The sequence below is a fragment of the Streptomyces aculeolatus genome (genome assembly GCF_020400605.1).
In the GTDB taxonomy this organism is placed as follows: domain Bacteria; phylum Actinomycetota; class Actinomycetes; order Streptomycetales; family Streptomycetaceae; genus Streptomyces; species Streptomyces aculeolatus.
The window spans coordinates 355,262-379,991 of the sequence record NZ_JAINRD010000006.1; the positions used below are offsets into that span (position 1 = coordinate 355,262).

A 24,730-nucleotide genomic window follows, 5' to 3' on the forward strand; every position below is an offset into this window, starting at 1 on the left:
CCGGTGCCCCTCACAGCTCCACCAGCACCGCCGACGCGTCGTCGTGCACCTTCCCCCTGCGGTACCTGCTGCGGTCCGCGTCCGCCGCCTCCGCCGCCCGCACCTCCGCCACCACGCCCCGCGGGCCCGCCTTCCGCACCCGCTGCATGAGCGCCGCCCAGTCGCCGAAGCCGAACACCTCCGTCCAGCGCGTCATCCCGTCGGTCAGCGCCGCCAGCGCCGCCACCTCCGTACGCGGCACGCCGCCCACCACCGCGCGCGCCGCGACCTCCGGGTCGGCGGCGGCGGTGAAGAAGCCGCCCTCCCGGTTGCGCATCTCCTCCGCGGGGCGATCGCGCGGCAGCCGCGACAGCCGCAGGTCGAGCACCGGGCGCACCGCCCCGTCCGGCCGCTCCAGCAGCAACGCCGCGTCGCACAGCACCAGGTGCTCCACCGTCCCGCCGTCCCAGCGCGCCGCCGCCACCGTGGCCTGCGGCGTCCGCCGGTGGGTCAGGTCGCAGGCCGGGCCGTGGGCCGCGGCGGTGCGGCGGATGGCCTCCGCCAGGCAGTCCGCGAGCGGCGCCTCGCGCGCCCCGGCCAGCTCCAGGAACGCGCCGCCGAGCCGGGCCGTGAACCACGGCACCCCGTGGACGCAGCCCGTGTCCCCGTCCCGCGGCGGCGTCACGCCGTCCAGCACCACCACCGCCCCGCCGGTGCCGGAGGCGGGCAGGGCCACGGCGGCGTAGTCCTCGTTCGGGGCGGGCGGAGCGGCGGGTTCGCTGGCCAGTTCGATGCGCATGATCACAGTCTGCCTGTACGGGCCGTGCGGCCCGCGACGCCGAGCGGACGGCCCGGTGGCCCCCGGCAAAACATGTTCGCTCTTTCGGGTGAGCGCCGGGGCAAAGTCCGCATGCATAGGACGCCTGCTGCCAAGGTCGACCAGCAGGCCCGAGACGCAACCGGACTCAGTCGCAAACAGTCCGAAATGCAAGGACATGGCGCCGCGGGACAAAGAGTCGAAGGAGGGCCATTGCGGACCCCCGTGCAGCCGGACCGACCGGAGGGCAGGGGCGCCCGGCGCCGCCGCGGTGCGCGCCCCGCGCCGCGCACGTCGCCGCGCGCCAAGGCGGCGTACCTCGTCGTGGGCGCCGCGGTACTCGCGGCGGGCGCGCCCGCCCTGGTCGGCGCGCTCCGCGCGGTGCGCGCCACGGACCCGGAGACGCGGGCGCGGGCGGCGAGCGCGCTGCAACAGCACGGCGCGCTGCTGGTGCTGTGCGCCGTGCTGGCCGTGGGCGTCGTCGTGTACGCGACGCGCGGCGTGCACGGCGACGACGCCGCCGACGCGGCGGACGGCCGCGCGCGGGACCGCGGCGCGCAGGCGGCCGCCGCCGAACTCGCCGCCGTACGCGCGGAGCTGGCGGCGGCGAAGGAGAGCCACGTCGTCGAGCGCGACTCCCTGCTGCGCGAGCGGGCGGCCCTCGCCGAGCGCATCGGCGGGCTCCAGGCCAGCGTGCAGGGCACGTTCGTCGGCCTGTCGCGCCGCACGCTGGGGCTGGTCGAGCGCCAACTGTCGTTCATCGACGAGCTGGAGGCGCACGAGCAGGAGCCCGGCACGCTGGAGACCCTCTTCCGGCTCGACCACCTCGCGTCCTGCATGCGCCGGCACAGCGAGAACCTGCTCGTGCTCGCGGGCGCGGACCACCGCGGCACGCGCCGCGCGAACGTCCCCCTGATCGACGTACTGCGCGCCGCCGTCGGCGAGATCGAGTCGTACCAGCGCGTGGTCGTCTCCCCGGACGTGCCGCAGGTGCACGTCACGGGCTTCGCCTCCGGCGACGCGAGCCACCTGCTGGCGGAGCTGCTGGAGAACGCCACGTCGTGCTCGCCGCCCGCGTCCGAAGTGCAGCTGACGGGGCGGCTGCTGGGCACGGGCGACCTGCTGCTCGTCGTACGGGACGAGGGCATCGGCATCAGCCCGCCGGGCCGCGTGGACGACCTCAACGCCCGGCTCGCCGACGCCGACCCGGGGCCCGCGCCGCGGGAGGCGCTGGGGCTGGGGATGTACGTGGTCGCGCGGCTGGCGGCGCGGCACGGGGTGGGCGTGGAACTGCGGCACCGGGACCGGGGGCTGGACGCGGAGGTCCGGCTGCCGGCGCGGCTGCTGGTGGGCGGTACAGGGAGCGACGCGGAGGGCGGCGCGGTCGGTGGCGGCGGCGCCGGTGCGGCCGCCGGCGGCCGGGCGGCGGGGGCCGGTGAGGCGGTCGGCGCGATGGGCGCTGCGGACGGCGTTGCCGCCGGTGCCGGTGCCGGTGTGGGTGCCGGTGCCGGTGTGGGTGCGGGCGTCGGTGCCGGTGCGGTGGGTGGCGGCGGGCAGGCGGCGCCGTTGCCCGGGACTGGCGGTGCGGACGGCGGGCGGCGGACCGCAGCGGCAGAGCACGGCACGCCGCCGGGTCCGGGCACGGACACCGGAGCCTCCGACGTACGGCACGGGGGTGCCGCGCCCGTACGGCTCGGGCCGCAGCGCTCCGCCCCGCCGTTCGACGGCGGCGGAGTGCGGCCGTCGCCGCCGCCGTTCGCGTCGGCCCGGCCCGCCGTCGCGCCGAGGACCGGGGGATGGGTGCGTGCCGAGGCAGGGATGCTGCCGCGGCGCCGACCGGGCGCGACGGTCGTCGGTGGCGCGGCGGGCGACCCCGCGTCGGCCGCGGGCGGCGGGCTGATCGCCGGGGCGGCGGTGCACGGCGCGGCGCCCGGCGACGCGGTGCGAGGTGCCGCGGCAACCGGCGCGGTGCCCGGCCGTACCGTCGCCGGTCACCCGGCGCCCGTGCAGGTGCCGGCGGAGTATGCCGGGTCCGGCCACACTGCCTCCGGCCAGTCGGCGCCCGTGCACGTGGCTGCGGAGCAAGTCGGGTCCGGTCCTCCCGCCTCCGGTCACGCGGCACCCGTGCACGTGGCGGCCGGGCCCGCCGTCGCCGAGCACACCGGGTCCGCCCGCCCCGGCTCCGGCCACCCCGCGGCCGGTCACCCCGGAACCGGCCCCGCCGCGCTCAGCACCGTCCCGCCCGCGCGGGCCGCCGGCGGCGCCGCGCCGGCCGGTGCACCGGCCGCCCGCACGCTCGCCCCGCAGCGCGGCGCCGGCGCGGGCTGGTCCGTCCCGCATGCCGGTGCCACCCCGGCCGCCGGGGTGCGGTCCGTGGTCGCCGTGCCCGCGCAGGCCGAGCGGCGGGGCGTGGACGCGCGCGAAGTGCGGCGGCTGCTCGGCGGGTTGCAGCAGGGGTCCCGGGACGGGCGGCGCGCCGCCGCCGCCGAGGCCGCGACATGGGACGCGAAGGAGCAGGGAGCGAGTACGTGAACAGCGCACAGGACCACCGGGACACCATCAGCAGCCTGCGGTGGATGCTCGACAACTTCACCGCGGAGGTGCCCGGCGTACGGTCCGTGGTCGTCGTCTCCGTCGACGGGCTGCCCCTCCTCGCCGCCCCGCCGCAGTCCGCGTCGGCCGGTGAGCAACTGGCCACCGTGGTCTCCGGCATCGGCGGGCTGACCAACGGGGCCGCGGACGTCATGGACGCCGGCCGGGTGAAGCAGACGATGGTGGCGATGGCGGACGGCTGCCTGGTCGTGATGCAGGCCGGCGACGGCTCGCTGCTCGGTGTGCTGACCGAGCCGGACTGCGATCTGAGCGTCGCGGCGTACCACATGGAGCTGTTCGTCGGCCGCGTCGGCCACGTGCTCACCCCGGGCCTGCGCGGCGAGCTGACCGGCTGAGCGGAGCCGCCGTCAGCCGGGCCGTACGGCGCCGCGCAGCGGGCGGACGGTGACGGGGACGACGCGTACCCGCTGCCCCGTGCGCGGCGCCTCCACCACCCGGCCGCTCCCCAGGTAGAGCGCGACGTGCGAGGCGTCGCGGTGGTACACGACGATGTCGCCCGGCCGCATCCGGGTGAGCGGCACCCGGCGCAGCTCCCGCCACTGGCTCCGCGCCGTACGCGGGATGCGGACGCCCGCCTCCCGCCACGCCCGCTGCGTGAGCCCGGAGGAGTCGAAGGCCCGCGGCCCGCCCGCGCCCGCGCGGTACGGCTTGCCGACCTGGTCGAGGGCGTACGAGACGGCCCGCCGCCCGGCGCGCGACGGCTCCCGGTCCGCGCCGGCCCACGCCCCCGGCTTCCGGGCCCGTTCCGTACCGCCGGAGGTGCCGTCCGGCGTGCCGCCGGAGGACGGGCGCGCCCCGCCCGGCTTGCCGTCCGCCACCGCGCCCGCCCCGCCGCCGTCCTCCCCGGCCGGCGCCATCAGGTCCCGCCGCTCCTCCTCCGCCCCGCGCAGCTCCAGCCGGTCCAGCGCCGCCAGCTTCGCCGGCGTCAGCTCCGCCAGCGCGTCCGCCACCTCGGCCAGCCGGTCGTCCACCCGGTCCCGGCGCCGCTTCCGCTCGCCCGCCAGCTCCCGCTGCCGTGCCAGCGCCTTGCGCGACGAGCCGGTCAGCGCGTCGAGGCGTTCGGCGCCGGACTCCAGCCGGGTCACGACGGCGGCCTGGTTGCCGACGGCGCGGCTGATGACCTGCTTCCGGTCGAGCGCGGTCTCCGTGTCGCGGGCGACGAGGAGTTGCAGGTACGGGGCGAGGCCGGGGCCCCGGTACTGGGCGCGGGCGAGGAGCCCGGCGCGGCGGCGCGCGGTGGCCAGGCCGGCGCGGGTGTCGGCGAGGTCGCCGGCGAGTCTGGCGGTCTCGGCGCGTACGTCCTCTAGGTCCTCCGCGGTCGCGTGGTACGCCTCGGTGGCGCGCTCGGCCTGGCCGTGGAGGGTCTGGAGCCGGGTGAGCAGCTCGCCGAGCGGGGCGTCGGCCGCGTCACCCGCGTCGGCGGCATCGGCGGCGTCAGCCGTGTCGGCCGGCTCGGCCGCGTCGGCCGCGCTCCCCCTGCCCGGTGCATCCGGTACGTCCGGCACAGGGGCCGCGTCGGCGGGCAGGGCCAGCACGGTGGCCAGGAGGACGGCGGTGGCGGCGGTGAGGGCGGAGCGGGGGGTGCGCGACATGTACGCAAGGCTGCCCCCGCCGCCACCGCATTCCGGTCAGAACTGGGCGAAACCGAGTAATACCATCACCCGTGAGGATTGACATCCCGGCGGCGCGACCAGGGCCACTTGCGCCGCTCGGGCACCCCTTCCGGGTCGTACGCGTACACCCATCCCCGCGGAAGCTTCAGCCGCGGGGTGAGGTTCGCCGGCTCCAGCCGGTAGACGTGCACCGTCGGCGGGCCGCCCGCGGGGTCGGGCACCGGCACCTCGTACACCTTCGGCGGCCGGCCCGTGGCGCCCACGTGCACGGCGAGCGTGCGGCCGTCCAGCGGGCCGCCGACGAACGCCGTGTCCTCCGCGCGCACGGCGTCAGCCCTCGCCGAGCAGGTGGGCGGCGTCGGGCAGGAAGGGCGCGATCCGGCGTACGAGGTCGCCCGCGGGCCCGTCCGCCGTCTCCAGCGCCAGCGCCCGCCGCAGCACCCCGCCGCACTCCTCGTCGCCCGCGGCGGTGGCGACCAGCAGTGCGATGAAGTGGTCGACGAGCCAGCCGCGCAGCTCGGGCAGCGGCGGCTGCTTGCCCTCGTCCAGCCAGATCAGCGACGCGCCCTCGACCGCCGTGATCCACGTGCGGATCATGGTCAGCAGCCGGTGGCCGGGCTCGGGGACCTCGATGTGCAGCAGGATCTGCTCGGCGGCGGAGCGGCGGACCTCGTCCACGATGGCGGTGGTGCGGCTGGTCTGGACGACGCTGCCGCCCTGCAGCAGCGCCTTGAAGCCGGCGTCGTGCTCGTCGACGAAGCCGAGGTAGCTGTCCAGGGCACGGGTGAGGCGCTGGGTGAGCGGGCCCTGCTGGGGCTGGCGGAAGCACAGCTCCAGCTCGTCGGCGGCGCTGCGCAGGGCGGCCTCGTAGAGCTGCTGCTTGCCGCCGGGAAAGTAGCGGTAGACCAGCGGGCGGGAGACCTCCGCGGCGGCGGCGACGTCGTCGAGCGAGACGTCCTCCGGGGCGCGGTGGGCGAAGAGGCCGAGGGCGGCGGCGAGCAGCTGGCTGCGGCGCTGGGAGACGCTCAGCCTGCGGTACGCGACCGCCGGCTGGGGCGCGGCGGGGCGGGCTCCCCGGTCGGACGCGGTGCTCATGTCCGGCAGCGTAGCCCGCCCGGCCGGCCCGCGGGGGCCCGGGCCGTCCGGGTCCCGTACGACCTGCTCGTACGCGTCCCGCCGCACTCCGCCGGCCCGCTCAGGCCAGCAGGCCGGAGCTGCGCCACAGCCTGCGCCCGACCCCCTGCAGCACCCCGATGTCGTCGAGGAAGTCCGTCAGCCGCTTCGCGCCGGTCTGCATCACCTCGCGCCGGTGCGGGCTGGCCTTCACCTGCGCCACCGCCTCCGCGCGGTTCAGGCCCGCGTCCGTGTACACCTGCGGGTTGACGAAGGACACGGAGAACACCCGCGCCGCCTCACCGGAGGTGAGCCGGGTGAAGTTCCGCTCCCAGCGCGGCGCGGTGAGCATCTGCCGGCGCAGCTCCTCGCGCGCGTACCGGACGTGCCGCGCCTCTTCGACGACGTGGATCCGGGTCACGCCGCGCACCAGCGTCTGGACCCGCTCGTCGGGGAAGACCAGCCGCTGCATCCAGTCGAGGATCTCCTCGCCGAGGAGGGTCGCGGTGAAGGAACCGGGGGTGGTGGAGACGGTCTTGAGGATGCGCGCGAGGTTGTGGTGGAAGCGGGAGACCGGGTACGGCTCCGCGCCGCCCTTGGTGATCATCCGGGCGAACATCATCGAGTGCCGGCACTCGTCGGCTATCTCGGTGAGCGCGTAGCGCACGTGGTTGCTCGTGACCGGCTTGTCGTAGATGTGCCGCACGAGCAGCTGCATGAGGATGATCTCGAACCAGATGCCCAGCGAGGCCAGCGACGCCGCCTCCAGCCGGGCCAGTTCCTTCTGCTGCTCCTCGGACATCCGCCGCCACATGGGGGTGTCGTAGAGGGAGACCAGCTCGGGCGGCCAGAACCACTTGTCTTCCTCGATCGGCGCGTCCCAGTCCAGCTCCTTGTCCGGGTCGAAGGAGTGCTTCTCCGACGCCGCGAGGAGCCGTTCCGCGACCTTCTCGCGGTCCTTGAGCGGGCCCAGCGCGTCCGTGAGCGCGAGGTGCCCCGTCGTCGTGGTCATCGCGTCTCCTGGGAGAGTTACCGGCGGTCACCTCTTATGAGACAGCTTGTCAGCAAGCCCGTCAATGCCCTCGACGCGTTTGGTTGACGCGCGGGTAACGTGGCCCCGACGCGGCCAACCGCCGGGCGGCGGGCGTCAGTCGACGGTGACGATGCAGGTGACCCGGCCGTGGGAGCGCTCGGCCTGCTCCTCGCACTCCTCCCGGTCCGCCTCGCTGCTGGAGGCCAGGAGCCAGAAGACGGCGCCGCCGACGAGGAGGAAGACCAGGCCGATGACGATGCCGATCAGGATGTCCTTCACGGCGGCCAGCGTAGAAGCGCGCCGGGGGAGCGGTCCCCGGCTCCGTACGGACCCAACGGCCGCTGCCGCGCGCCCGGTTCAGCGCAGCGCCGCCCGCATCACCCCGCGCGCGACCGGTGCCGCGCTGCCGCCGCCGCTGATGTCCGCGCGGTCCGCCTCCGCGTCCTCCACGACCACCGCCACCGCCACCCCCGGCACGGCGGTCCGCGGCTTCTGCGCCCAGGAGATGAACCAGGCGTACGGGCTCTCGGAGTTGTCCACCCCGTGCTGCGCCGTGCCCGTCTTGCCGCCGACCGTCAGCCCGTCGATCGCCGCGAGGCCGCCGGTGCCGTCGGTGACCGCGTCGATCATCATCTGCCGCAGCAGCGCCGCCGTCCCCGGGTTCATCGGCGTCTCCTCGTACGCCGGCCGCGTCCGCGCCACCGTCTCGCCGCCGGCGTCCGCGAGCCGGTCCACCAGGTAAGGGCGCATCGACCGGCCGCCGTTGGCGATCGTCGCCGCGACCCGCGCCATCTGCAGCGGCGTCGCCCGGGTGTCGTACTGCCCGATGGCCGACAGCGCGACCTGCGCCGGGTCCATGCGCGTGTTGACGTGGCTCGGCAGCACGGGGGAGGGGAGGGAGAGCCCGCCGTCGTTGAAGCCGAACGCCTCCGCGGTCTCCACGATCTGCTCGGTGCCGACCGTCGCGCCGAGCTTCGCGAACACCGTGTTGCACGACTCCGCGAACGCCTCCCGCAGGGGCGCGTCGGCGCAGCCGCTGGACTCGTTGCGCAGCAGGGTGGTGCTGCCGATGAGCCGGTACGGGCTCGGGGTGCGGGTCGGCGCGTCGATGTCGGTGACGACGCCGGACTCCAGCGCCGCCACCGCCGTGATCACCTTGAACGTGGAGCCGGGCGGATACGTCTGCCGGATCGCCCGGTTGAGGAGCGGCTGGGCGGGGTCGGCGGTGAGGCGGTCCCAGGCCAGTGTGGTGGCGGGGGAGTTGCCGGAGAGCAGCGCGGGGTCGTAGCCGGGGGTGCTGACCAGCGCGAGGACGCGGCCGGTGGCGGGTTCGAGGGCGACGACGGCGCCCTTGCGGCCCCGCAGGGCGCGGAACGCGGCCTTCTGCACGGCCGGTACGACGGTGGTGTGCACCTGGCCGCCGGGCTGGCGGCTGCGGGTGAGGTCGCCCCAGAGCGGCAGCGGGGCGAGCCGGCCGTCGGTGCCGGCGAGGACGCCGTCCTCGGTGTCTTCGAGGAGGGTGGCGCCGTAGAGCTGGGAGGCGAAGCCGGTGACGGGGGCGTAGAGGCGGCCGTCGGTGTACGAGCGCTCGTAGCGCAGGCCCTGGCGGGTGTCGGCGGAGCCGGTGAGGCGGCGGCCCGCGGCGTAGATGTCGCCGCGGGGCTGGGCGTAGCGCTCCAGGGCGTGCCGGCGGTTGGCGGGGTTGGCGTCGTACTCGGGGGCGTTGAGCACCTGGACGCGGGCGGCGCCGAGGAGGAGGGCGAGGAAGAGCAGGAGGCTGCAGGCGGCGGCGATGCGGGTGTTGCGGATCACGGGGTGCCGTCCGCGGGGCGGGGCTCGTCGGCCGCGGGGGCGACGACGGGGAAGGGGGCGATGACCGGGACGGGGGCGATGACCGGGACGGGGCCGGCGCCGGCGCCGGCGTCGGGTTCGGGTTCGGGCTGCGGCCGCGCCGGTGCGGGGTCGGGTGCCGGGCGCTCCTCCGGCGGCGTACGGGCCTCGTCGCTGAGCCGTACGAGCAGCGCGACGATCACCCAGTTCGTCACCACGGAAGAACCGCCCTGCGCCAGGAACGGCGTCACCATCCCGGTCAGCGGGATCAGCCCCAGCACGCCGCCCGCGATCACGACGACCTGCAGCGTGATGATCGCCGCCAGGCCCGCGGCCAGCAGCGCGCCGAACGGCTCGCCGATGGCGATCGCCGTGCGGTAGCCGCGGGCGACGAAGAGGGCGTAGAGCAGGAACAGCGCGGTCAGCCCCGCGATCCCCAGCTCCTCGCCCGCGGTGGCCAGGATGAAGTCCGACTTGCCGGCGAAGCCGATCAGCAGCGAGTGCCCCTGCCCGAGCCCCGCGCCCAGCGCACCGCCGGCCGCGAACGCGAACAGCGACTGCGCCAACTGCCCGGGGCCGTGCCCCTCCTCGATGGCGCGGAACGGCGACAGCCAGTCCTCCACCCGCGTGTGCACGTGCGGCTCCAGCGCCCCGACCGCGGCCGCCCCGGCGGCGGCCAGCAGCAGTCCGACGGCCAGCCAGCCGAACCGCCCCGTGGCCACGTACAGCATCGCCACGAACAGGCTGAAGAACAGCAGCGATGCGCCGATGTCCCGCTCCAGGATCAGCAGCACCAGGCTGATGCCCCAGACGGCGACGATCGGGCCGAGGACGCGCCGCGGCGGCAGCAGCAGGCGGCGGATGCGCGGGCCGCTGGTGAAGGTCAGCGCGTGCCGGTTGGCGGCGAGGTAGGAGGCGAAGAAGATCGCGAGCAGCACCTTGGCGAACTCGCTGGGCTGGAGGGAGAGGCCGCCGATCCGGATCCAGATCCTGGCCCCGTTGACGGCGGGGAAGAGGATCGGCGCGGCCATGAGGCACAGGGCGGTGAACGCGTACTTCCCGGCGCGGGGGCGCAGGTCGCGGTGGTCGCGCAGGAAGAGCAGGACGCCGGCGAAGAGGGCGACGCCCACGGTGGACCACAGGAGTTGGGTGGGTGCGGCGCGGTCGCCGGGGGTGCCCTGGTCGAGGCGGTGGATGAGGACCAGGCCGAGGCCGTTGAGGAGCAGCGCCACGGGCAGCAGCACCGGGTCCGCGCGGGGGGCGCGGAAGCGGACGACGAGGTGCGCGGCCAGGGCGAGCCCGGCGAGGCCGCCGAGGTGGGTGGCCAGGTCGGCGGGCAGCGCCCCGGAGGTGGCGTAGCCGACGGCGGCGTAGCCGTAGGCGATCACGCCGACGGCGCAGACCAGGAGCCCGAGTTCGGCGCCGCGGCGGCGGGGGCGGGGCACGGGGGGCGGCGGCGTGGCCAGCCGCCGGGCACGGCCCGGCGGGCGGAGGGCCTCGGCCGGGTCGGTGGCGGTGGTCATTCGGGCAACGTAGCAAGCGGTGGCCGTTTTGCCGGGTATGCCGGGGCGGGGGGTGGGTCGCGGGGGGCCGCGGGCAGCCGGTCGCGGAGTCCGGGTCGCGGAGCCCGGGCTCCGGAACCCGGGGCGGCGGCTGCGCCGGGTCAGCCCTCGGCTCGTACCGTCCGCGCGAAGCGGTGCGCCACCTGCCGCCAGACCGCCGCCGACTCTCGCTCGTCGCGGTCCGCCTCGGTACGCAGCCGGGCCGGGTCGAAGCCGCGGGCGCTGATGGACTCGTCGCTCCACGCCCGTACGCGGTCGGCGCCGGCCTCCGGGTGGAACTGCACCCCCCACGCCCTGGCCCCCTGGCGGAACGCCTGGTGCGGGCAGCGCTCGCTCTCCGCCAGCCACACGGCGCCGGGCGGCAGCTGCGTGATGGCGTCGACGTGGCGCTGGACGGCGGTCACGCGCGGCGGGAGCCCGGCGAAGAGCGGGTCGTCCGCCGCGTCCGGGCGCAGCGTGATCGGGGTGCTGCCCAACTCGGGTTCGCCGTGCGACGCGGTGACCCGGCCGCCGGCGACGTGGGCGAGGAGCTGGCCGCCCTGGCAGACGCCGAAGACCGGGATGTCCCGCTCCAGCGCGTCGGCGACCAGCTCGCGCACGGCCGCCAGCCACGGCATCGCCACGTCGTCGTCGGGCATGGGCCCGCCGCCGAGCGGCATGATCGCGGCGTGGTCGAGGCGGCGGGGGAGGGGCGCGCCGGCGTAGGCGTGGACGACGTCGAGGGCGAGGCCCTCCTGCTCCAGCCACTCGCCGAAGCGGCGGGGGCCGCCGCCGCTGTCGTTCTGCACCACGAGAACCTTCGTCATGGGTGCGATTCTCGGTCAGCTACGGGCGCGGGGTGTCAGCGGGGGCGGCCTGCGACGGGACGGCGTCGGCGGGTATCGCATCCGCGGGTGCCGCGTCGGCGGGTATCGCGTCTTCGGGTACCGCGTCTTCGGGTACCGCGTCGGCACGTACCGCGGCGTCTGACAGGACCTCGTCCGGAATTGCGTCCTCCGGCTCCGCGGCCGGCTCCGCCGCCTCCCCGAGCACGATGACGACCTTGCCCGACGTGAGGTCGATCGGCCCGCGGTGCGGGTCGCCCGTGCCGACGTTGTCGACGACCAGCTCCATCCGCTCCCGTGCCCGCCGGGCGTGGGCCGCGCCGGGTGCGAACAGCTCAGCAACGATGTTCATCCCCGCGCCTCCCGCGACTCGGCCTGCTGACTCAACGCCGCGGCCCGCACAACCGTTCCCGTCCCCCGTGCCGGCCGCGTCCTCAACCCGCCGCCGCCTCCTCGGCCCCGTACCGCTCGCGGGCCGCGTGCACCTCCTCGATGTGCTCCTCCGCCCAGTCCTTCACGGCGGTGAGGAGCCCGGCGAGGCTGCGGCCGAGGGGCGTCAGCTCGTAGTCGACGCGGACGGGGACGGAGGGGGTGACGGCGCGGGTGAGGATGCCGTCGCGCTCCAGGGTGCGCAGGGTCTGGGTGAGCATCTTCGGGCTGACGCCCGCGATCTTCCGGCGCAGGTCGCTGTAGCGCCGGGGGCCGCCGGAGAGGGCGGCGACGACGAGGCTGACCCACTTGTCGCTGAGGCGCCCGAGGAGCTGGTTGGTGGGGCAGTCCCGCATGAACGCGTCGTACGCGTGGCGCGCCTGCTCGCGCCGCTGGGCCGCCGTCGTGGTCGCCATGGCTCTCCTCCGGGTGGCATAGGCACTCTCAGGTAACTACTTACCAGAAGATACCAACTCTTCCTAGGGTCTCAGCAGCGGAACGGATACCGCTAAGGACACCGATTCAGGGAGAGATGGGCCATGCGCGCTGCAGTGGTGACGGAGTTCGGCGGCCCCGAGGCCGTGACGATCGCCGACGTGGAGGTGCCCGAGCCGGGCGCGGGGCAGGTGCGGATCAAGGTGGCCGCGGCGGCGCTCAACCCCGTGGACGGCGGGACGCGCGCCGGCGTCTTCGGTGCCGCGCCGGGCGGCGCGTACACGGGGCTCGGCTGGGACGCCGCGGGGACGGTGGACGCGGTGGGCGCGGGCGCGGGCTTCGCCGCGGGCGACGCGGTGGTGGCGCTGGTGCACGGGGTGGCGAAGCCGCTGGGTTCGCACGCCGAGTACGTGGTCGTGGACGGCGCCGCCGTGGCGCGGGCGCCGGAGGCGGTGGACGCCGTGCACGCCGCGGCGCTGCCGCTCAACGCGCTGGCCGCCGACCAGGCCCTGGGCCTGCTCGATCCGGCGCCGGGCACGTCGCTGCTGGTCACGGGCGCGGCGGGGGCGCTGGGCGGGTACGCGATCCAGCTCGCCGGCGACCGCGGCGTCACGGTGACGGGGCTGGCCCGCGAGTCCGACGAGGAGCTGATCCGCTCCCTCGGCGCGGAGTTCACCACGGACCCGGGCCGCGCCGCCTACGACGCCGTGCTCGACGCGGCGGTGCTCGGCGGCGAGCAGGCGCTGCGCTGGACCCGCGACGGCGGCGCGTTCGCGGCGGTCATCCCGAACACCGCCCCGCCCCCGGCCCGCGGCATCCGCACGGCGGCCCTCGACGTCCGCGCCGACGGCGCCCGGCTGGCGCAGCTGGCCCGGCTCGTCGACGACGGCGTCCTCACACCCCGGGTCGCCGAGACGTACGCCCTGGCCGACGCCCCGAAGGCGCACGCCCGGCTGGCGGAGGGCGGGATACGGGGGCGGCTGGTGCTGGTGCCGTAGTACGGACGGGACCGGCGGCAACGGGCAGAGCGGTAAGGGACAGCGCTCCCTGGAACAGGCCCCTTACAACCGCGGTTCCGCCGGCGGGTGTCAGGGCAGGGCCAGGACGCAGAACTCGTGGGCCTCCGGGTCGGTCAGGCAGGTCCACGGGGCGTCGCCCTGGCCGATGTCGAGGTCGGCGGCGCCGAGGGTGCGGAGGCGGGCGACCTCCGCCTCCTTGTCGTCGCCGGGATGGGGCAGCAGGTCGAGGTGGACGCGGTCCGGGGCGGTCTTCGGGCCGGGCACGCGGAGGAGTTCGAGGTACGGGCCCACGCCCGCGGCCGAGCGCAGCACCGCCATGTCGTCGGTCCGGCTCCGCACCGCCCAGTCCGTCGCCTCGCCCCAGAACGCGGCCATGGCCCGCGGGTCCGCGCAGTCGACGACCACCGCGGCGATCGGACCGGTGTCCCGGTAGACGTCCCTGGGCTCCAGCACGCAGAACTCGTTGCCCTCGGGGTCCGCGAGCACGACCCACGGCACGTCGCCCTGGCCCACGTCGGCGGGTGTCGCGCCGAGTGTCCGCAACCGGGCGACCAACTCCGCCTGGTGGGCCGCGGAGGTCGTGGCGAGGTCGAGGTGCACGCGGTTCTTGACCGCCGTCTTGGGGCCCGGGACGGGGACGACGTCGACGCCGACGAGGGTCGGGTGCGGCCAGACCAGGTCACCGGTGGGGCCGACGTAGGTGGTCGCCCCGGGCGTGTGGGCCTGCCAGCCGAGCGCTTCCGCCCAGAACCGGCCGAGGGCCGCGTGGTCGAGGGCCTTGATGTTCACCTGGACGGGTCGCAGCGGCATGCCGACGATCCTAATCGCGCGTGTCGCGCGTGGGCGCTCGCTTCTCGAAATCGAACACACGTATGATAGCGAGTCGTGAGCGACTACGAGTTTCCGGAGGAGTTGCTGCGGGCGAAGCGGGAGTGGTTCGCCGTCGCGCAGCGGTTGGAGGAGTTCCCGCTGCGCCCGTATACGGACAGCGCGGGCGTCGAGCACCGGGCGGACAGCGGCTGGACGCCCGAGCTCGACCGGCAGGAGACCGTGCTGCGGAAGAGGTTCCGCGCGCTGTCCATCGAGATATCGATCCACCCGTTCTGGGAGACGCTGAACGGGGGCACGGTCGCGGCCCGGATGGCGCTGCGCGAGGCCGCCCGGCGGCCGGGCGGGGGCTGACGTGCGGGGGCGGTCGGCGAGCCGGGCGGCCTGTGGGGCCGGCGGCCGGGCGGGGGCGGACAGCCGTCCGGGGTGGGCGGAGGACCGCCCACCCCGGTGGTGGTTCGACGCGTTACGCGGAGAGGGGCGGCGTCAGCCGCGTACCGGCTCGGGGGCGGGCGACGCGTCCTCCCCGGGCTCCGCCAAGCCCGAAGTGTCCGCAGACTCCCCGGTCTCTCCGGTCTCTGCGGCCTCCGCGGTCTCCGGATCCTTCGGGGCCGCGCCCGTCGGCGGGACGTGGTTCAGGAGGCGTACGGCCAGCACCGCCACCCCCGCCAGCAGCACCGCCGCGATGACCGCCGCCACGTGCATCCCGCTCACGTACGCCTCCCGCGCCGGCGCCAGCAGCGCCTCCGCCGTCCGCGCCGGCAGGTCCGCCGCGGCGGTGGCCGCGTCGGTGATGCCCTCCCGGGCGGCGTCCGCCGCCGGGCCCGGGGTGCCGGCCGGGACCGAGTCCTCCATCCGGCCGCGGTAGACGATCGTGCCGATGCTGCCCAGGGTCGCGATGCCCAGTGCGTAGCCGAACTCGCCGCTGGTCTCGTTCATCGCCGCCGCCGAACCCGCCTTCTCCGGCGGCGCGGAGCTGACGACCAGGTCCGTGCCGAGCGTCACCAGCGGCCCCGCGCCCAGGTTGATGAGCGCGAACCCCGTGACCACGTACGGCAGTCCGCCCGAGGCGTCGGCGGCGACGAGCAGCAGCAGGCCGGTGACCGAGACGCAGAGCCCGCCGCCGATCAGCCGGGCCGGGCGGACGAAGCGGGCCGCGACGGGGGCGAGGCCGAAGCTGAACCCCGAGGCCGCCACCGCGGGCAGCATCCACAGGCCCGCCTTGAGCGGGGTGAGGCCCTGCACCATCTGCAGGTACTGCGTGATGAAGAGCATCAGCGCGCCCATCAGGAACGTGCCCGCGAACATCCCGCCGAGCGCGGTGCAGAAGGCCCGGTTGCGGAAGAGCCGCAGGTCCATCAGCGGGTGCTCCAGCCGCTGCTGGCGGCGGACGAAGACCGTCCCGAACGCCCCGCCCGCCGCGAGCGCCGCCAGCGGCACCGGCGCCCAGCCGTCCTTCGCCAGCTCCTTCACCGCGTAGACCAGCGGCAGGACCGCGGCCAGCGACAGCGCCACGCTCGCCAGGTCCAGCCGGCCCGCCTTGGTGTCGCGGTACTCGGGCAGCACGATCGGGCCCAGGATCAGCAGCAGCACCATCGCGGGCACCCCGAGCAGGAACGCCGAGCCCCACCAGAAGTGCTCCAGCATCGCCCCGCCGACCAGCGGGCCGATCGCCGCGCCGCCCATGAAGCACATGAACCAGACGCCGATGGCCGCCGACCGCTGCCGGGGGTCCTTGAACATGTTGGTGATCAGCGCCAGCGTCGACGGCGCGAGCGTCGCCCCCGCGATGCCGAGCAGCGCGCGGGAGGCGATCAGCATCTCCGGGCTGGTGGAGTACGCGGCGACCACGGAGGCGACGCTGAACGCCGCCGCGCCGGTGAGCAGCAGGCGGCGGCGGCCGATGCGGTCGCCGAGAGTGCCCATCGTGACGAGGAAGCCGGAGAGCATGAAGCCGTAGATATCCATGATCCACAGCTGCTCCGAGCTGTTCGCGCCGAGGTCGGCGCTGAGGTGCGGCAGGGCGAGCAGCAGGACGAACACGTCGATGGAGATCAGCAGGACGGGCAGCGCGAGCACCGCGAGCCCGATCCACTCCCGCCGCCCGGCCCGTGTCGCGATGTCGGTAGCCATGGGGTCTGCTCCTTGTCGGAAACAACCGTCCGGCGCCCCCTTCGGGCGCCTCTCACCCGTGCGTCGAGCGGGCGGGACGGATTTCGACAACGGAGCAGAAGAAATCCGGATGTGTCGTGGATCACATGGGGGTCAGGGGATCGCGGGGAGGCTCAGAGGCTGACCGCCGCGCCCGTGACGTGGACGCGGGGGTCGCCCGCGCGCAGCTCGACCTCCAGCAGCGAGGGGCTGCCCATGTCGTGCCCCTGGTGGAGGGTGAGCCGGGCGGGCGCGGCGGCGAGGCCGAGTTCACGGGCGTACGCGCCGAAGGCGGCCGCCGCCGCACCGGTGGCCGCGTCCTCCACGACGCCGCCGACGGGGAACGGGTCGCGGACGTGGAAGACGGCGGGGGACTCGCGCTGGACGAGCTGGACGGTGGTGAGGTCCAGCCTCTCCATCAGGGCGCGCAGCCGGTCGAAGTCGTAGTCGAGGTCGGCGAGCCGGGCGCGGGTGGCGGCGGCGAGCACGAGGTGGTGCGCGCCGGCGAAGGCGATGCGCGCGGGCAGGGCGGGGTCCAGCTCGCCGGCGGACCAGCGCAGCGCGGCCAGCGCCTCGGCGACGTCGGCGTCCGCGACCTCGCGGACGTGCGGTTCGACGCTGCTCAGCGTGGCCTTCAGCACCCCGTCCTCCTCGGTCACGGCGACGGGGACGCGGCCGGGCCGGGTGTGGAGGAGGAAGTCGCCGGAGCCGAGGCGCTCGGCGAGCGCGACGGCGGTCGCGACGGTGGCGTGGCCGCAGAAGGGGACCTCGGCGGCGGGGCTGAAGTAGCGCGCCGTGAACGTCCGCCCCGCGTCCACCGCGTCCACCGCGTCCGTCCCGCCTGCCTGGTCCGTGCCGTCGGCCGCCTCCGCGGGGCCCGGGGTGAGGAAGGCGGTCTCGGAGTAGCCCACCTCGGCAGCGATGGCGGCCATCCGCTCGTCGGACAGGCCGGAGGCGTCGAGGACGACGCCGGCCCGGTTGCCGCCGGCGGGGTCGGTGGTGAAGGCGGTGTAACGCAGCACGTCGGTCATGGGGGGTGAACCCGCGGGGGTGGGGCCGGTGTTCCCGGGGGCGCCCGACGGGGTCCGGCGGGGCGGGGTGGGCGGCCGGTGTCACCAGCTTGTGAGGACCGGCGGGCCCGGGGTGTACCGCCGCCAGCACTCGTTGAGGCGGACGAGGCGCACGGGCGCGGCGATGCCGCGGACCAAGGAGATCTGCGTACCGGCGAGATCGAACGTCACGGCGCCGGCGATCTTGTGGCCGGCAACGACGAGGATGGCGGGGCCGCCGTTGAGGCGCGCGTAGTGGATGGCCGGCGTGCCGCCGGTGAATCGCCGTTTCGCCGGTGTCGGCGCGAAGCCCGCCCGTGCGACGGCGGCGATGCGTTGCGGGGTGTCGTATCGCGACATCGTTTCGATCAGGCCGGCGCCGTCCGAGATCGCGGTCGCGTCGTCGGTGAGCAGCGCCACCAGCCGCTCCGTACGGCCCGAGGCGGCGGCGGTGAAGAACTCCTCGACGATCCGGCGGGCGGAAGCGGGATCGACCTCGGCGCCGCGGCGGCGCGCGGCGGTGACGCGGCCGCGGGCCCGGCGGAGATGCTGCTGGCTTGCGGACTCGGTGATGTCGAGGATTCCGGCGATCTCGGCGTGGCCGTAGGAGAAGGTCTCGTGCAGCAGGTAGACGGCCCGCTGGACGGGTGACAGGCGTTCCATGAGGGTCAGCACGGCGAGGGACACCGATTCGCGCTGCTCGAACGTGTCGGCCGGGCCGAGCATCGGGTCGCCGTCGAGGAGAGGTTCGGGCATCCAGGTGCCCACGGTGCGTTCGCGACGGGTACGTGCGGAGCGGATCCGGTCGAGGCACAGGTTGGTGACGACCTTGGTCAGCCACGCCTCCGGCACCTCGATACGCCGCCGGTCGGCGGCCTGCCAGCGCAGGTACGCGTCCTGCACGACGTCCTCGGCGTCGGCGGCGGAGCCCAGCAGCCGGTAAGCCAGCGAGGCCAGCCGGTGCCGGCTGGCCTCGAATCGCCCGGTGTCGAAGCGATCGGTGGTGGTGTCGTCCACCTGCACCACCCTAGGCGGCCACGGGGGCGTCCTCGCCGGATGCGCCCCACGAGGGATCCGCCACGGCCTCTGGCGCGACGGTCGGCCGGTGCCTGCGCCTGGGCAGGCCGTATGTCGGGTGCACGGTGGCCCACAGGGAGACCCGGACGATACCCGCCTTGATCCGTGCGGCCTCCCGGCCGCCCATGTACGCCGGCTTCGCCCGCGCCTGTTCGTCGACCGGCTGCAGGATCCCGTCCCGCCGCCCGAGGCTGATGTGGTTGAAGGTGTGGGCCAGCTTGGTGAGCGGGATCCTGCGGCCGGTCAGGCGTCCGACGATCGCGTCGATCGCCTGCCTGCCGGTGTAGCCGGCCGAACTGCAGGACATCGGCAGTGGCAGGCCGTTGTCACCGATGGCGCGGACGCTGTCCCCGACGGCGTAGACGTTCGGGTGCGAGACGGACCGCATGGTGCGGTCCACGACCATCTGCCCGCTCTCGGTGACCTCCAGCCCGGCGGCGGCGGCGAGGGGGTCGACCACGAATCCTGCCGCCCACACGGTGGTGTCGGACGCCAGGGCGGTGCCGTCGGCGCACCGCACCCGGGCCGCTTCCACGGCTTCGACGCAGGTGTGCTCCAGCACGGCGATCCCCAGCCGGTCACAGACCCGGCGCAGGTGGGCGCGGCCTCCGGCGGAGAGCCGGGCGCCCAACTCGCCGCGGGCGACCAGGGTCACCGACAGGCCGGGCCGGGCCTCGGCGATCTCGGCGGCCGTCTCGATGCCGGTCAGCCCGTCGCCGACGACCAGTACGGTCCCGCCTTCGCCCCGCGCCTCCAGGCTGTCCAGGCGTTCGCGCAGGCGCAGCGCCGAGGGCCGCGCGGCGACGTCGAAGGCGTGCTCGGCCACGCCGGGGACGCCGTGGTCGGCGACGTGGCTGCCGAGCGCGTAGACGAGGGTGTCGTACTCCAGCAGGCCGCCGCCGTCGGCATCGGCCACGGCGACCACCCTGCTCTCCGGGGCGAGGGCGGTGACGCGGGCCACGCGCAGCCGTATCCCCGTGCCCGCGAAGACGTCGGTGAGCTTCGGGGCCCTGATCTCCCCGCCCGCCGCGAACCGGTGCAGGCGCAGCCGCTGGACGAACTCCGGCACCGCGTTGACCACGGTGATCCCGGTGTGCTCGGGGGACAGCCGGCGGGCCAGGTTCCCGGCCGTGTAGGCCCCGGCGTACCCGGCGCCGAGGACGACGATGCGGTGCTTCATGTACTGCTCCCGTCGTTCGCTTGCTCTCCTGATCTGAGCGGGACAGCGCCCCGATTACTGACAGGAGCGAGACGTGACCTGGGTCACAGCGCGGGGTGGCGCCCGCGTCCGTACGGTACCCGGGTGATCTTCAGTTCGTATCGCTGACGTGTGCGCGTCACTTCCCTCTCACCTCGCCGCTTGAGACTCTCCCCACATCGCACCCCCCGAACGGAGAGGTGACCCATGCCCGAGTTCCCCCTCAGCCGCCGCCGCGCCCTCGGCACCGCGGCCGCGGCCGCCCTCGCCCCGACCGTCGTCGGGCTGTCCGAGGCGCGGGCCGCAAGCCCCGCGCGCGGCACCGGCGGCGAGGACGAACTGCACGTCATGAGCTTCAACCTCCGCTACGCCTCCGCCACCCCGCCCAACTCCTGGCCCGAGCGGCGCCCCGTGATGCGGGCGCTGCTGCGCACCGAGGAGCCGCACCTCGTCGGCACCCAGGAGGGGCTGTACCCGCAACTCCTCGACATCGCCGCCGACCTCGGCCGCCACCACGCCTGGATCGGCACGGGCCGGCAGGGCGGCAGCAAGGACGAGTTCATGGCGGTGTTCTACGACGTCCGCCGGCTGGCCCCGGTCGCGTTCGACCACTACTGGCTCTCCGACGAGCCGTACCTCATCGGCTCCAACACCTGGGGCAACGCCGTCCTGCGCATGGTCACCTGGGTGCGCTTCCGCGACCTGGCCACGGGCGGCGAGTTCTACCACGTCAACACCCACCTCGACCACGTCAACCAGCAGGCGCGCGAGCGCTCCGCCGACCTGATCACCACCCGCTTCGCGGAGTTCGACGCCGCGCTGCCGCGGGTCGTCACCGGCGACTTCAACGTGCCGGCGCACGCCAACCCCGTCTACGACGCGATGCTCGCGGGCGGTGGCCTGGCGGACACCTGGGACGCGGCGGAACGGCGCAGCGACGCGTACGCGACGTTCCACGGGTACCGGCCGCTGGTGCCGGACGGCGACCGCATCGACTGGATCCTCGTCACGCCCGGGGTGCGGACGCGGTACGCGAAGATCAACACGTACGCGCGCGAGGGCCAGTTCCCGAGCGACCACCTGCCGGTGCAGGCGTTCCTGCGGCTCTGACGCCGTGCCCGGGGCGCCCGGCGAGCAGACCGGCGATCCGGTGCGCTCGCCGGGTGCCCGCGGTGGCCGGAGTGGCCGGGGCACCCCGCGCGGTCCGGGGTCAGCCCGGCGTTCCTGCCCTTCCTGTCGTTCCTGCCGTTCCCGGCGCGGCCCGGTGCCGGCGCGGCCCGCGCGGCGCGGCACGCCCCGGCTCGCCGCCGGACCGCTGCTGCGCGAGGTGGCGTTGCAGGTCGATGTGCCGGAACTGGTAGACCGGCCCCACCTGCCGCAGCACGCCGCGGTCGTGCGCGTCCTCCAGGAACGCCATCAGGTCCCGCGGGACGCCGCGGCGCACCGTCAGATAGGCCCTGGCCATGACGAAGTACGGCCAGGCCGTGAGGGTGAGCCCGACCGCGAGCCCGGCCAGGAGCCCGACGGTGAGTCCGACCGCGAACAGGGCGAGGAGACCGACCGCCAGCCCCACCGCGAGCCCTTCCGAGAGCCCGGCCGCGAACCCGGTCAGGAGCCCGGCGGCGAGCCCGGCCGTGAGCCCCAGCGCGAGCCCGACGGCGAGGAAGCTGCGGCGGTCGCGGGTGAGGAGCGCGGCCGGGGCGGTGTTGGCGGTCAGCTCCGGCCCTTGCGCGTGGAGCCCGCCGGTGAGCCCCGCCGTGAGCCCGGCGACGAGTCCGCCCGTGATCCCGGCCTCCGGCCCGAACACGAGCCCGGCCGCGGGCCCGACGGTCAGCCCCAGCGTGAGCCCGAATGTGAGCCCGACCGCGAACTCGCCCGACGACCAGCGCAGCCCCGCGCTCGGCGCAGGTCCGCCCCGGGCGGTGTGGCCGGCCGCGAGCGCGGCGACGAGCCCGAACACGAGCGCCGCGGCGAGCCCGAGGGCCAGGCCGGTCGCGAACCCCGCCGCGAGTCCGGCCATGAGCCCGGCCATCAGCCCGAAGACCAGCCCGGCCGCGAGTCCGATGGCCGTGCGGAAGAAGTACGTGGGCGGGGCCCGGAGCAGGTCCCACCAGGCCAGGTCGGGACTGCCGTCGCGGTGGGCGTGCAGGAAGCGGGCGAGGAAGGCCAGGGTGCGCTGCGCCCGTGCCGCCGTCCAGCGCGGCGCACGGTCGGCGTCGGGGCGGTAGGCGGCGGGGACGAAGCAGTGGAACAGGTGGGCGCCGACGGCGGCGCGGTCGGGGAAGCGGGCGGTGTCGAGCAGTTCGTCCGGATGCGCCACCGCGGGTGCGGGGGCGGCCGCGGGGCGGGGGTTGTAGACGGTACGGGCCAGGAACAGCCCCAGCGGAGTGCTCAGCGCCTGCCCGACCGGGCTGCCGGTGCCGAGCTGCGCGGCCACCGCCCGCCACCGCCGGGCCGCGGCGTCGTCCTGGCCGGCGTCGCGGCGCAGGTAGTCGCCGGCCCGTTCGGCGTCGAGGCCGAGGAGCCGGATGACGGCGGCGCCGTTGAGCCGTACCGCCGCGGTCGCGGTGTCCGGCCGCGTGACGGCCGCCCGCCAGGCGGCGGCCCGGCTGGTCAGCACCAGCGGCCTCCCGGCGGACAGCGCCCGGTTGATCGCGTCGAGCGCGACCGGCCGCAGCCCGCCCGGGAGTTCGTCGAAGCCGTCCAGCAGCGGCAGGATGCGGCCCTCCGCCAGTAGCGCCTGCGCCAGATCCACCGGTTCGCCCGCGCCCGCGCCCGCCGGGCCGGCCGGGACACCTGCGCCGCCTGGCGGACCCGGTACCGGCCGGCGCAGCCCGGGGTGGTCGCGCCGCAACTGCTCGGCGAGCCACGCGTCCAGTTGCCGGCCACCCGGATTCCAGGAGGCCAGGGAGAACAGCACCGGCACCGGAGCGCCGCTGCCGCGGCGCTCGATCAGCTCCCGGAGCAGCCGGATCAGCAGCACGGTTTTGCCCGCCCCCGGCTCACCGACGATCACCAGGCGCCGGGTCGGCACCCGCTGTGCGAAGACCGCCCCGATGTCCGCCCCCTGCCCCGCCAGCCCGCCGGGCTCCCGCGCCCAGCCCGCGGGGTCGCCGGGCGGCCCACCGGGCCAGGACCCGGCGGTCTCCCGCAGCAGCGGCCACGACTCGGCGAGGCCCTCCTCCGCCGCCTCCCACGCGACCGGCAGCTCGTACGGATCGTGCACCCGGCCCCGGCGGGCCTCCGCCTCCCACTGCCTCCGCACCGCCACCGCCAACGCGTCGGCGGCCGCCGCGGTCGTCGACGCGGCCGCCTCCAGCCGGTCGTGCAGAAACGCCTTCCAGGACAGATAGGCCGGCGGCACACCGCACAGCACCGCCGCGGCAGCCGCGGCCGCCTCCCCGCCGACGTACCGGACGAGCGCCGGCGCGCCTGCCGCGCAGAGCAGCGCCAGCAGCAGGTAGACCACGCCCACCCGCCGCACACCCCGGCTGCGCCCACTCGCCCCCACGCGCACATCCTGGCGCGCCCCCGACCCGCCGGCGCGGCGCCGGGCAACACCCCACCCGGACGGGGTAACTCCCGCGCCGGACCTCGGCACGGTCCGCGCCCGCCGGGGACCGGCCCTCGGCGGTCCACCGGAGAAGCTCCGGCTACGAAACCGTTGCCCTAGGAGTCCTCTCCGCCGGGGGTCTCCGCGCGGCGGCGCAGCCGGTCCAGTTCGCGTCGGTCCCGCTTCGTGGGGCGGCCCGTGCCGCGGTCGCGGCGGGCGATCGGCGCGGCCATCTCGCGCGGCGGCGGGGGCGGGCTGTGGTCCGCGTAGCACTCGACCGCCACCGGGGCGCCCACCCGCTTGCGCAGCAGCCGCTTGACCACGACGATCCGCTCCCGCCCGGCCAGCCGCACCCGCACCTCGTCGCCGACCCGCAGCGCCTGGGCCGGCTTCACCCGGTCGCCGTTGACGCGGACGTGCCCCGCCTTGCAGGCGGTGGCCGCCGCGGAGCGGGTCTTGGTGAGCCGTACGGACCAGATCCAGCTGTCGACCCGTACGCTCCCGTCCTCTCCAGCCATGTCGTCGACTCTACGGGCCCGTGCAACCGGAATAATCCCGTCGGACCGGACCTTGGGAGGAGATCATGAAGGCGATCGTGACGAACGAGTACGGCGGACCGGAGAATCTGCGCCTCGACGAGGTGCCCAAGCCCAAGGTCGGCCCCGACCAGGTGCTGGTGCGGGTGCAGGCGGCCGGGGTCAACCCGGTGGACTGGAAGGTGGCGAAGGGCTACCTCGACCCCATGATGTACGTCCGCTTCCCGCTCATTCCCGGCTGGGACGCCGCCGGTGTGGTGGAGGAACTGGGCGCGGACACCCCGGAGTTCGCCGTGGGCGACGAGGTGCTGGGGTACGTGCGCCGGGATGAGGTCGGGCAGGGCACGTACGCGGAGTACGTCGCCGCGCCCGTACGGACCCTGACCCACAAGCCCGCCGGGCTGGGCTGGCAGGAGGCCGCGGCGCTGCCGCTGGCCGGGCTCACCGCGCTGCGCTCGCTGGACCGGGTGGGCGCCGGGGAAGGGGAGACGGTGCTCGTTCACGGCGGCGCCGGCGGGGTCGGTTCGCTCGGCGTGCAGCTCGCGGTCCTCCGCGGGGCGCGCGTGATCGCCACCGCGAGCGAGCGCAACCACGACTTCCTGCGTTCGCTGGGCGCCGAGCCCGTGACGTACGGCGAGGGCCTCGCCGACCGGGTGCGGGAGCTGGCGCCGGACGGGGTGGACGCGGCGGTGGACTTCGCCGGCGGCGGCGCGGTGCAGGTCTCGCGCGAGGTGCTGAAGGACCCGGCGCGGTCGGCGTCGATCGCGGACGGCGAGGTGAAGAAGCTGGGCGGGCAGGTGGTGTGGGTCCGCCCGGACGCCGAGGGGCTGGCGTACCTGGCGGGGCTCGCGGCGGCGGGCAAGCTGACGGTGCACGTGGACGCCCTGCCGCTGGCGGAGGCGGCGGAGGCGTTCCGGCGCAGCGAGTCGGGGCGTACGCGCGGGAAGCTGGTCCTGGTCGTGCCGTAGCGCCTCCGGCTGTAGCGCCTCCGGCCGTTGCGACTCCGGCGGGGCGGCGGCCGGCGGACTCCGCGGGTGCCCGTCTCCGCCCGGGCCCCGGATGCGAGCCGCA

The 24,730-nt window shown here is 75.8% G+C and carries 24 protein-coding genes; 6 read left to right on the forward strand and 18 right to left on the reverse strand.

Annotated elements, in window-relative coordinates; all coding sequences use genetic code 11:
• Positions 1 to 10 precede the first annotated feature (10 nt).
• Positions 11 to 778: a protein phosphatase 2C domain-containing protein gene (locus LG396_RS14275; protein ID WP_026278394.1), complete on the reverse strand. Its 768-nt coding sequence runs from the start codon at positions 776 to 778 to the stop codon at positions 11 to 13.
• Between the two features lie 231 nt (positions 779 to 1,009).
• Between LG396_RS14275 and LG396_RS14280 the strand changes: the two genes are divergently transcribed.
• Complete coding sequence (locus tag LG396_RS14280; protein WP_225795037.1) at positions 1,010 to 3,328, forward strand: ATP-binding protein; 2,319 nt, start codon at positions 1,010 to 1,012, stop codon at positions 3,326 to 3,328.
• On the forward strand, positions 3,325 to 3,744 hold the full coding sequence (locus LG396_RS14285; protein WP_018835127.1) for a roadblock/LC7 domain-containing protein: 420 nt from the start codon (positions 3,325 to 3,327) through the stop codon (positions 3,742 to 3,744). The genes LG396_RS14280 and LG396_RS14285 overlap by 4 nt, the downstream gene beginning before the upstream one ends.
• 12 nt (positions 3,745 to 3,756) lie before the next feature.
• Here LG396_RS14285 and LG396_RS14290 read toward each other — a convergent pair whose 3' ends face one another.
• The 10 genes from LG396_RS14290 to LG396_RS14335 all read right to left on the reverse strand — a co-directional run bounded on the left by LG396_RS14290 (position 3,757) and on the right by LG396_RS14335 (position 12,229).
• Entirely contained in the window at positions 3,757 to 5,001 is a 1,245-nt protein-coding gene (locus tag LG396_RS14290) for a C40 family peptidase (protein ID WP_225795038.1), read from the reverse strand.
• A 65-nt stretch (positions 5,002 to 5,066) separates the two neighbouring features.
• Positions 5,067 to 5,348: a DUF8847 domain-containing protein gene (locus LG396_RS14295; protein ID WP_225795039.1), complete on the reverse strand. Its 282-nt coding sequence runs from the start codon at positions 5,346 to 5,348 to the stop codon at positions 5,067 to 5,069.
• A 4-nt stretch (positions 5,349 to 5,352) separates the two neighbouring features.
• The gene (locus LG396_RS14300; protein WP_372483500.1) at positions 5,353 to 6,204 is read right to left on the reverse strand and encodes a TetR/AcrR family transcriptional regulator; all 852 of its coding nucleotides are present in this window, start codon (positions 6,202 to 6,204) and stop codon (positions 5,353 to 5,355) included.
• A gap of 13 nt (positions 6,205 to 6,217) precedes the next feature.
• The gene (locus tag LG396_RS14305) at positions 6,218 to 7,147 is read right to left on the reverse strand and encodes an AurF N-oxygenase family protein (protein ID WP_018835131.1); all 930 of its coding nucleotides are present in this window, start codon (positions 7,145 to 7,147) and stop codon (positions 6,218 to 6,220) included.
• 135 nt (positions 7,148 to 7,282) lie between these two features.
• Entirely contained in the window at positions 7,283 to 7,447 is a 165-nt protein-coding gene (locus LG396_RS14310) for a flagellar basal body-associated FliL family protein (protein ID WP_199850247.1), read from the reverse strand.
• Between the two features lie 78 nt (positions 7,448 to 7,525).
• Positions 7,526 to 8,980, reverse strand: coding sequence for a peptidoglycan D,D-transpeptidase FtsI family protein (locus LG396_RS14315; RefSeq protein WP_225795041.1), 1,455 nt, complete (start codon positions 8,978 to 8,980; stop codon positions 7,526 to 7,528).
• The gene (locus LG396_RS14320; protein ID WP_225795042.1) at positions 8,977 to 10,521 is read right to left on the reverse strand and encodes an FtsW/RodA/SpoVE family cell cycle protein; all 1,545 of its coding nucleotides are present in this window, start codon (positions 10,519 to 10,521) and stop codon (positions 8,977 to 8,979) included. Before LG396_RS14320 ends, LG396_RS14315 begins: the two co-directional genes overlap by 4 nt.
• Before the next feature lie 140 nt (positions 10,522 to 10,661).
• Positions 10,662 to 11,366, reverse strand: a complete 705-nt coding sequence (locus tag LG396_RS14325; protein WP_225795043.1) for a type 1 glutamine amidotransferase — start codon at positions 11,364 to 11,366, stop codon at positions 10,662 to 10,664.
• Positions 11,367 to 11,385: 19 nt separating this feature from the next.
• The gene (locus tag LG396_RS14330; RefSeq protein WP_225795044.1) at positions 11,386 to 11,736 is read right to left on the reverse strand and encodes a DUF6191 domain-containing protein; all 351 of its coding nucleotides are present in this window, start codon (positions 11,734 to 11,736) and stop codon (positions 11,386 to 11,388) included.
• 82 nt (positions 11,737 to 11,818) lie between these two features.
• The gene (locus LG396_RS14335) at positions 11,819 to 12,229 is read right to left on the reverse strand and encodes a winged helix-turn-helix transcriptional regulator (protein ID WP_037751454.1); all 411 of its coding nucleotides are present in this window, start codon (positions 12,227 to 12,229) and stop codon (positions 11,819 to 11,821) included.
• 123 nt (positions 12,230 to 12,352) lie between these two features.
• On the opposite strand from LG396_RS14335, the gene LG396_RS14340 reads away from it, so the two are divergent.
• On the forward strand, positions 12,353 to 13,246 hold the full coding sequence (locus LG396_RS14340) for a zinc-binding dehydrogenase (protein ID WP_225795045.1): 894 nt from the start codon (positions 12,353 to 12,355) through the stop codon (positions 13,244 to 13,246).
• 90 nt (positions 13,247 to 13,336) lie between these two features.
• On the opposite strand, the gene LG396_RS14345 is transcribed toward LG396_RS14340, so the two are convergent.
• Positions 13,337 to 14,077: a VOC family protein gene (locus LG396_RS14345; protein WP_225795046.1), complete on the reverse strand. Its 741-nt coding sequence runs from the start codon at positions 14,075 to 14,077 to the stop codon at positions 13,337 to 13,339.
• 75 nt (positions 14,078 to 14,152) lie between these two features.
• Between LG396_RS14345 and LG396_RS14350 the strand changes: the two genes are divergently transcribed.
• Complete coding sequence (locus tag LG396_RS14350; protein WP_018835140.1) at positions 14,153 to 14,449, forward strand: DUF8825 domain-containing protein; 297 nt, start codon at positions 14,153 to 14,155, stop codon at positions 14,447 to 14,449.
• Between the two features lie 132 nt (positions 14,450 to 14,581).
• On the opposite strand, the gene LG396_RS14355 is transcribed toward LG396_RS14350, so the two are convergent.
• The 4 genes from LG396_RS14355 to LG396_RS14370 form a co-directional block, all read right to left on the reverse strand.
• The gene (locus LG396_RS14355; RefSeq protein WP_225795047.1) at positions 14,582 to 16,228 is read right to left on the reverse strand and encodes an MFS transporter; all 1,647 of its coding nucleotides are present in this window, start codon (positions 16,226 to 16,228) and stop codon (positions 14,582 to 14,584) included.
• A 152-nt stretch (positions 16,229 to 16,380) separates the two neighbouring features.
• Complete coding sequence (locus LG396_RS14360) at positions 16,381 to 17,277, reverse strand: PhzF family phenazine biosynthesis isomerase (RefSeq protein WP_225795048.1); 897 nt, start codon at positions 17,275 to 17,277, stop codon at positions 16,381 to 16,383.
• Positions 17,278 to 17,358: 81 nt separating this feature from the next.
• Positions 17,359 to 18,321, reverse strand: a complete 963-nt coding sequence (locus LG396_RS14365) for a sigma-70 family RNA polymerase sigma factor (RefSeq protein WP_225795049.1) — start codon at positions 18,319 to 18,321, stop codon at positions 17,359 to 17,361.
• Between the two features lies 1 nt (position 18,322).
• Positions 18,323 to 19,552, reverse strand: coding sequence for an NAD(P)/FAD-dependent oxidoreductase (locus LG396_RS14370; RefSeq protein ID WP_225795050.1), 1,230 nt, complete (start codon positions 19,550 to 19,552; stop codon positions 18,323 to 18,325).
• Positions 19,553 to 19,777: 225 nt separating this feature from the next.
• Here LG396_RS14370 and LG396_RS14375 point away from each other — a divergent pair, with 225 nt between their 5' ends.
• Entirely contained in the window at positions 19,778 to 20,680 is a 903-nt protein-coding gene (locus tag LG396_RS14375; protein WP_018835145.1) for an endonuclease/exonuclease/phosphatase family protein, read from the forward strand.
• A gap of 100 nt (positions 20,681 to 20,780) precedes the next feature.
• Here the strand turns inward: LG396_RS14375 and LG396_RS14380 are convergent, their stop codons facing one another.
• Positions 20,781 to 23,081 (reverse strand): NACHT domain-containing protein, encoded by a 2,301-nt coding sequence (locus LG396_RS14380; RefSeq protein WP_225795051.1) that lies wholly within the window; start codon positions 23,079 to 23,081, stop codon positions 20,781 to 20,783.
• A 158-nt stretch (positions 23,082 to 23,239) separates the two neighbouring features.
• Positions 23,240 to 23,641, reverse strand: a complete 402-nt coding sequence (locus tag LG396_RS14385; RefSeq protein WP_225795052.1) for an RNA-binding S4 domain-containing protein — start codon at positions 23,639 to 23,641, stop codon at positions 23,240 to 23,242.
• Positions 23,642 to 23,706: 65 nt separating this feature from the next.
• Between LG396_RS14385 and LG396_RS14390 the strand changes: the two genes are divergently transcribed.
• Entirely contained in the window at positions 23,707 to 24,627 is a 921-nt protein-coding gene (locus tag LG396_RS14390) for an NADP-dependent oxidoreductase (RefSeq protein WP_225795053.1), read from the forward strand.
• Positions 24,628 to 24,730: the final 103 nt, after the last annotated feature.

Excerpts from the sequence above, each read along its gene's own strand:
- LG396_RS14275 (WP_026278394.1), bottom strand. The coding sequence starts at position 778 with ATGCGCATCGAACTGGCCAGCGAACCCGCCGCTCCGCCCGCCCCGAAC.
- LG396_RS14290 (WP_225795038.1), bottom strand. The coding sequence starts at position 5,001 with ATGTCGCGCACCCCCCGCTCCGCCCTCACCGCCGCCACCGCCGTCCTC.
- LG396_RS14305 (WP_018835131.1), bottom strand. The coding sequence starts at position 7,147 with ATGACCACGACGACGGGGCACCTCGCGCTCACGGACGCGCTGGGCCCG.
- LG396_RS14320 (WP_225795042.1), bottom strand. The coding sequence starts at position 10,521 with ATGACCACCGCCACCGACCCGGCCGAGGCCCTCCGCCCGCCGGGCCGT.
- LG396_RS14325 (WP_225795043.1), bottom strand. The coding sequence starts at position 11,366 with ATGACGAAGGTTCTCGTGGTGCAGAACGACAGCGGCGGCGGCCCCCGC.
- LG396_RS14330 (WP_225795044.1), bottom strand. The coding sequence starts at position 11,736 with ATGAACATCGTTGCTGAGCTGTTCGCACCCGGCGCGGCCCACGCCCGG.
- LG396_RS14335 (WP_037751454.1), bottom strand. The coding sequence starts at position 12,229 with ATGGCGACCACGACGGCGGCCCAGCGGCGCGAGCAGGCGCGCCACGCG.
- LG396_RS14340 (WP_225795045.1), top strand. The coding sequence starts at position 12,353 with ATGCGCGCTGCAGTGGTGACGGAGTTCGGCGGCCCCGAGGCCGTGACG.
- LG396_RS14345 (WP_225795046.1), bottom strand. The coding sequence starts at position 14,077 with ATGCCGCTGCGACCCGTCCAGGTGAACATCAAGGCCCTCGACCACGCG.
- LG396_RS14355 (WP_225795047.1), bottom strand. The coding sequence starts at position 16,228 with ATGGCTACCGACATCGCGACACGGGCCGGGCGGCGGGAGTGGATCGGG.
- LG396_RS14360 (WP_225795048.1), bottom strand. The coding sequence starts at position 17,277 with ATGACCGACGTGCTGCGTTACACCGCCTTCACCACCGACCCCGCCGGC.
- LG396_RS14370 (WP_225795050.1), bottom strand. The coding sequence starts at position 19,552 with ATGAAGCACCGCATCGTCGTCCTCGGCGCCGGGTACGCCGGGGCCTAC.
- LG396_RS14375 (WP_018835145.1), top strand. The coding sequence starts at position 19,778 with ATGCCCGAGTTCCCCCTCAGCCGCCGCCGCGCCCTCGGCACCGCGGCC.
- LG396_RS14385 (WP_225795052.1), bottom strand. The coding sequence starts at position 23,641 with ATGGCTGGAGAGGACGGGAGCGTACGGGTCGACAGCTGGATCTGGTCC.
- LG396_RS14390 (WP_225795053.1), top strand. The coding sequence starts at position 23,707 with ATGAAGGCGATCGTGACGAACGAGTACGGCGGACCGGAGAATCTGCGC.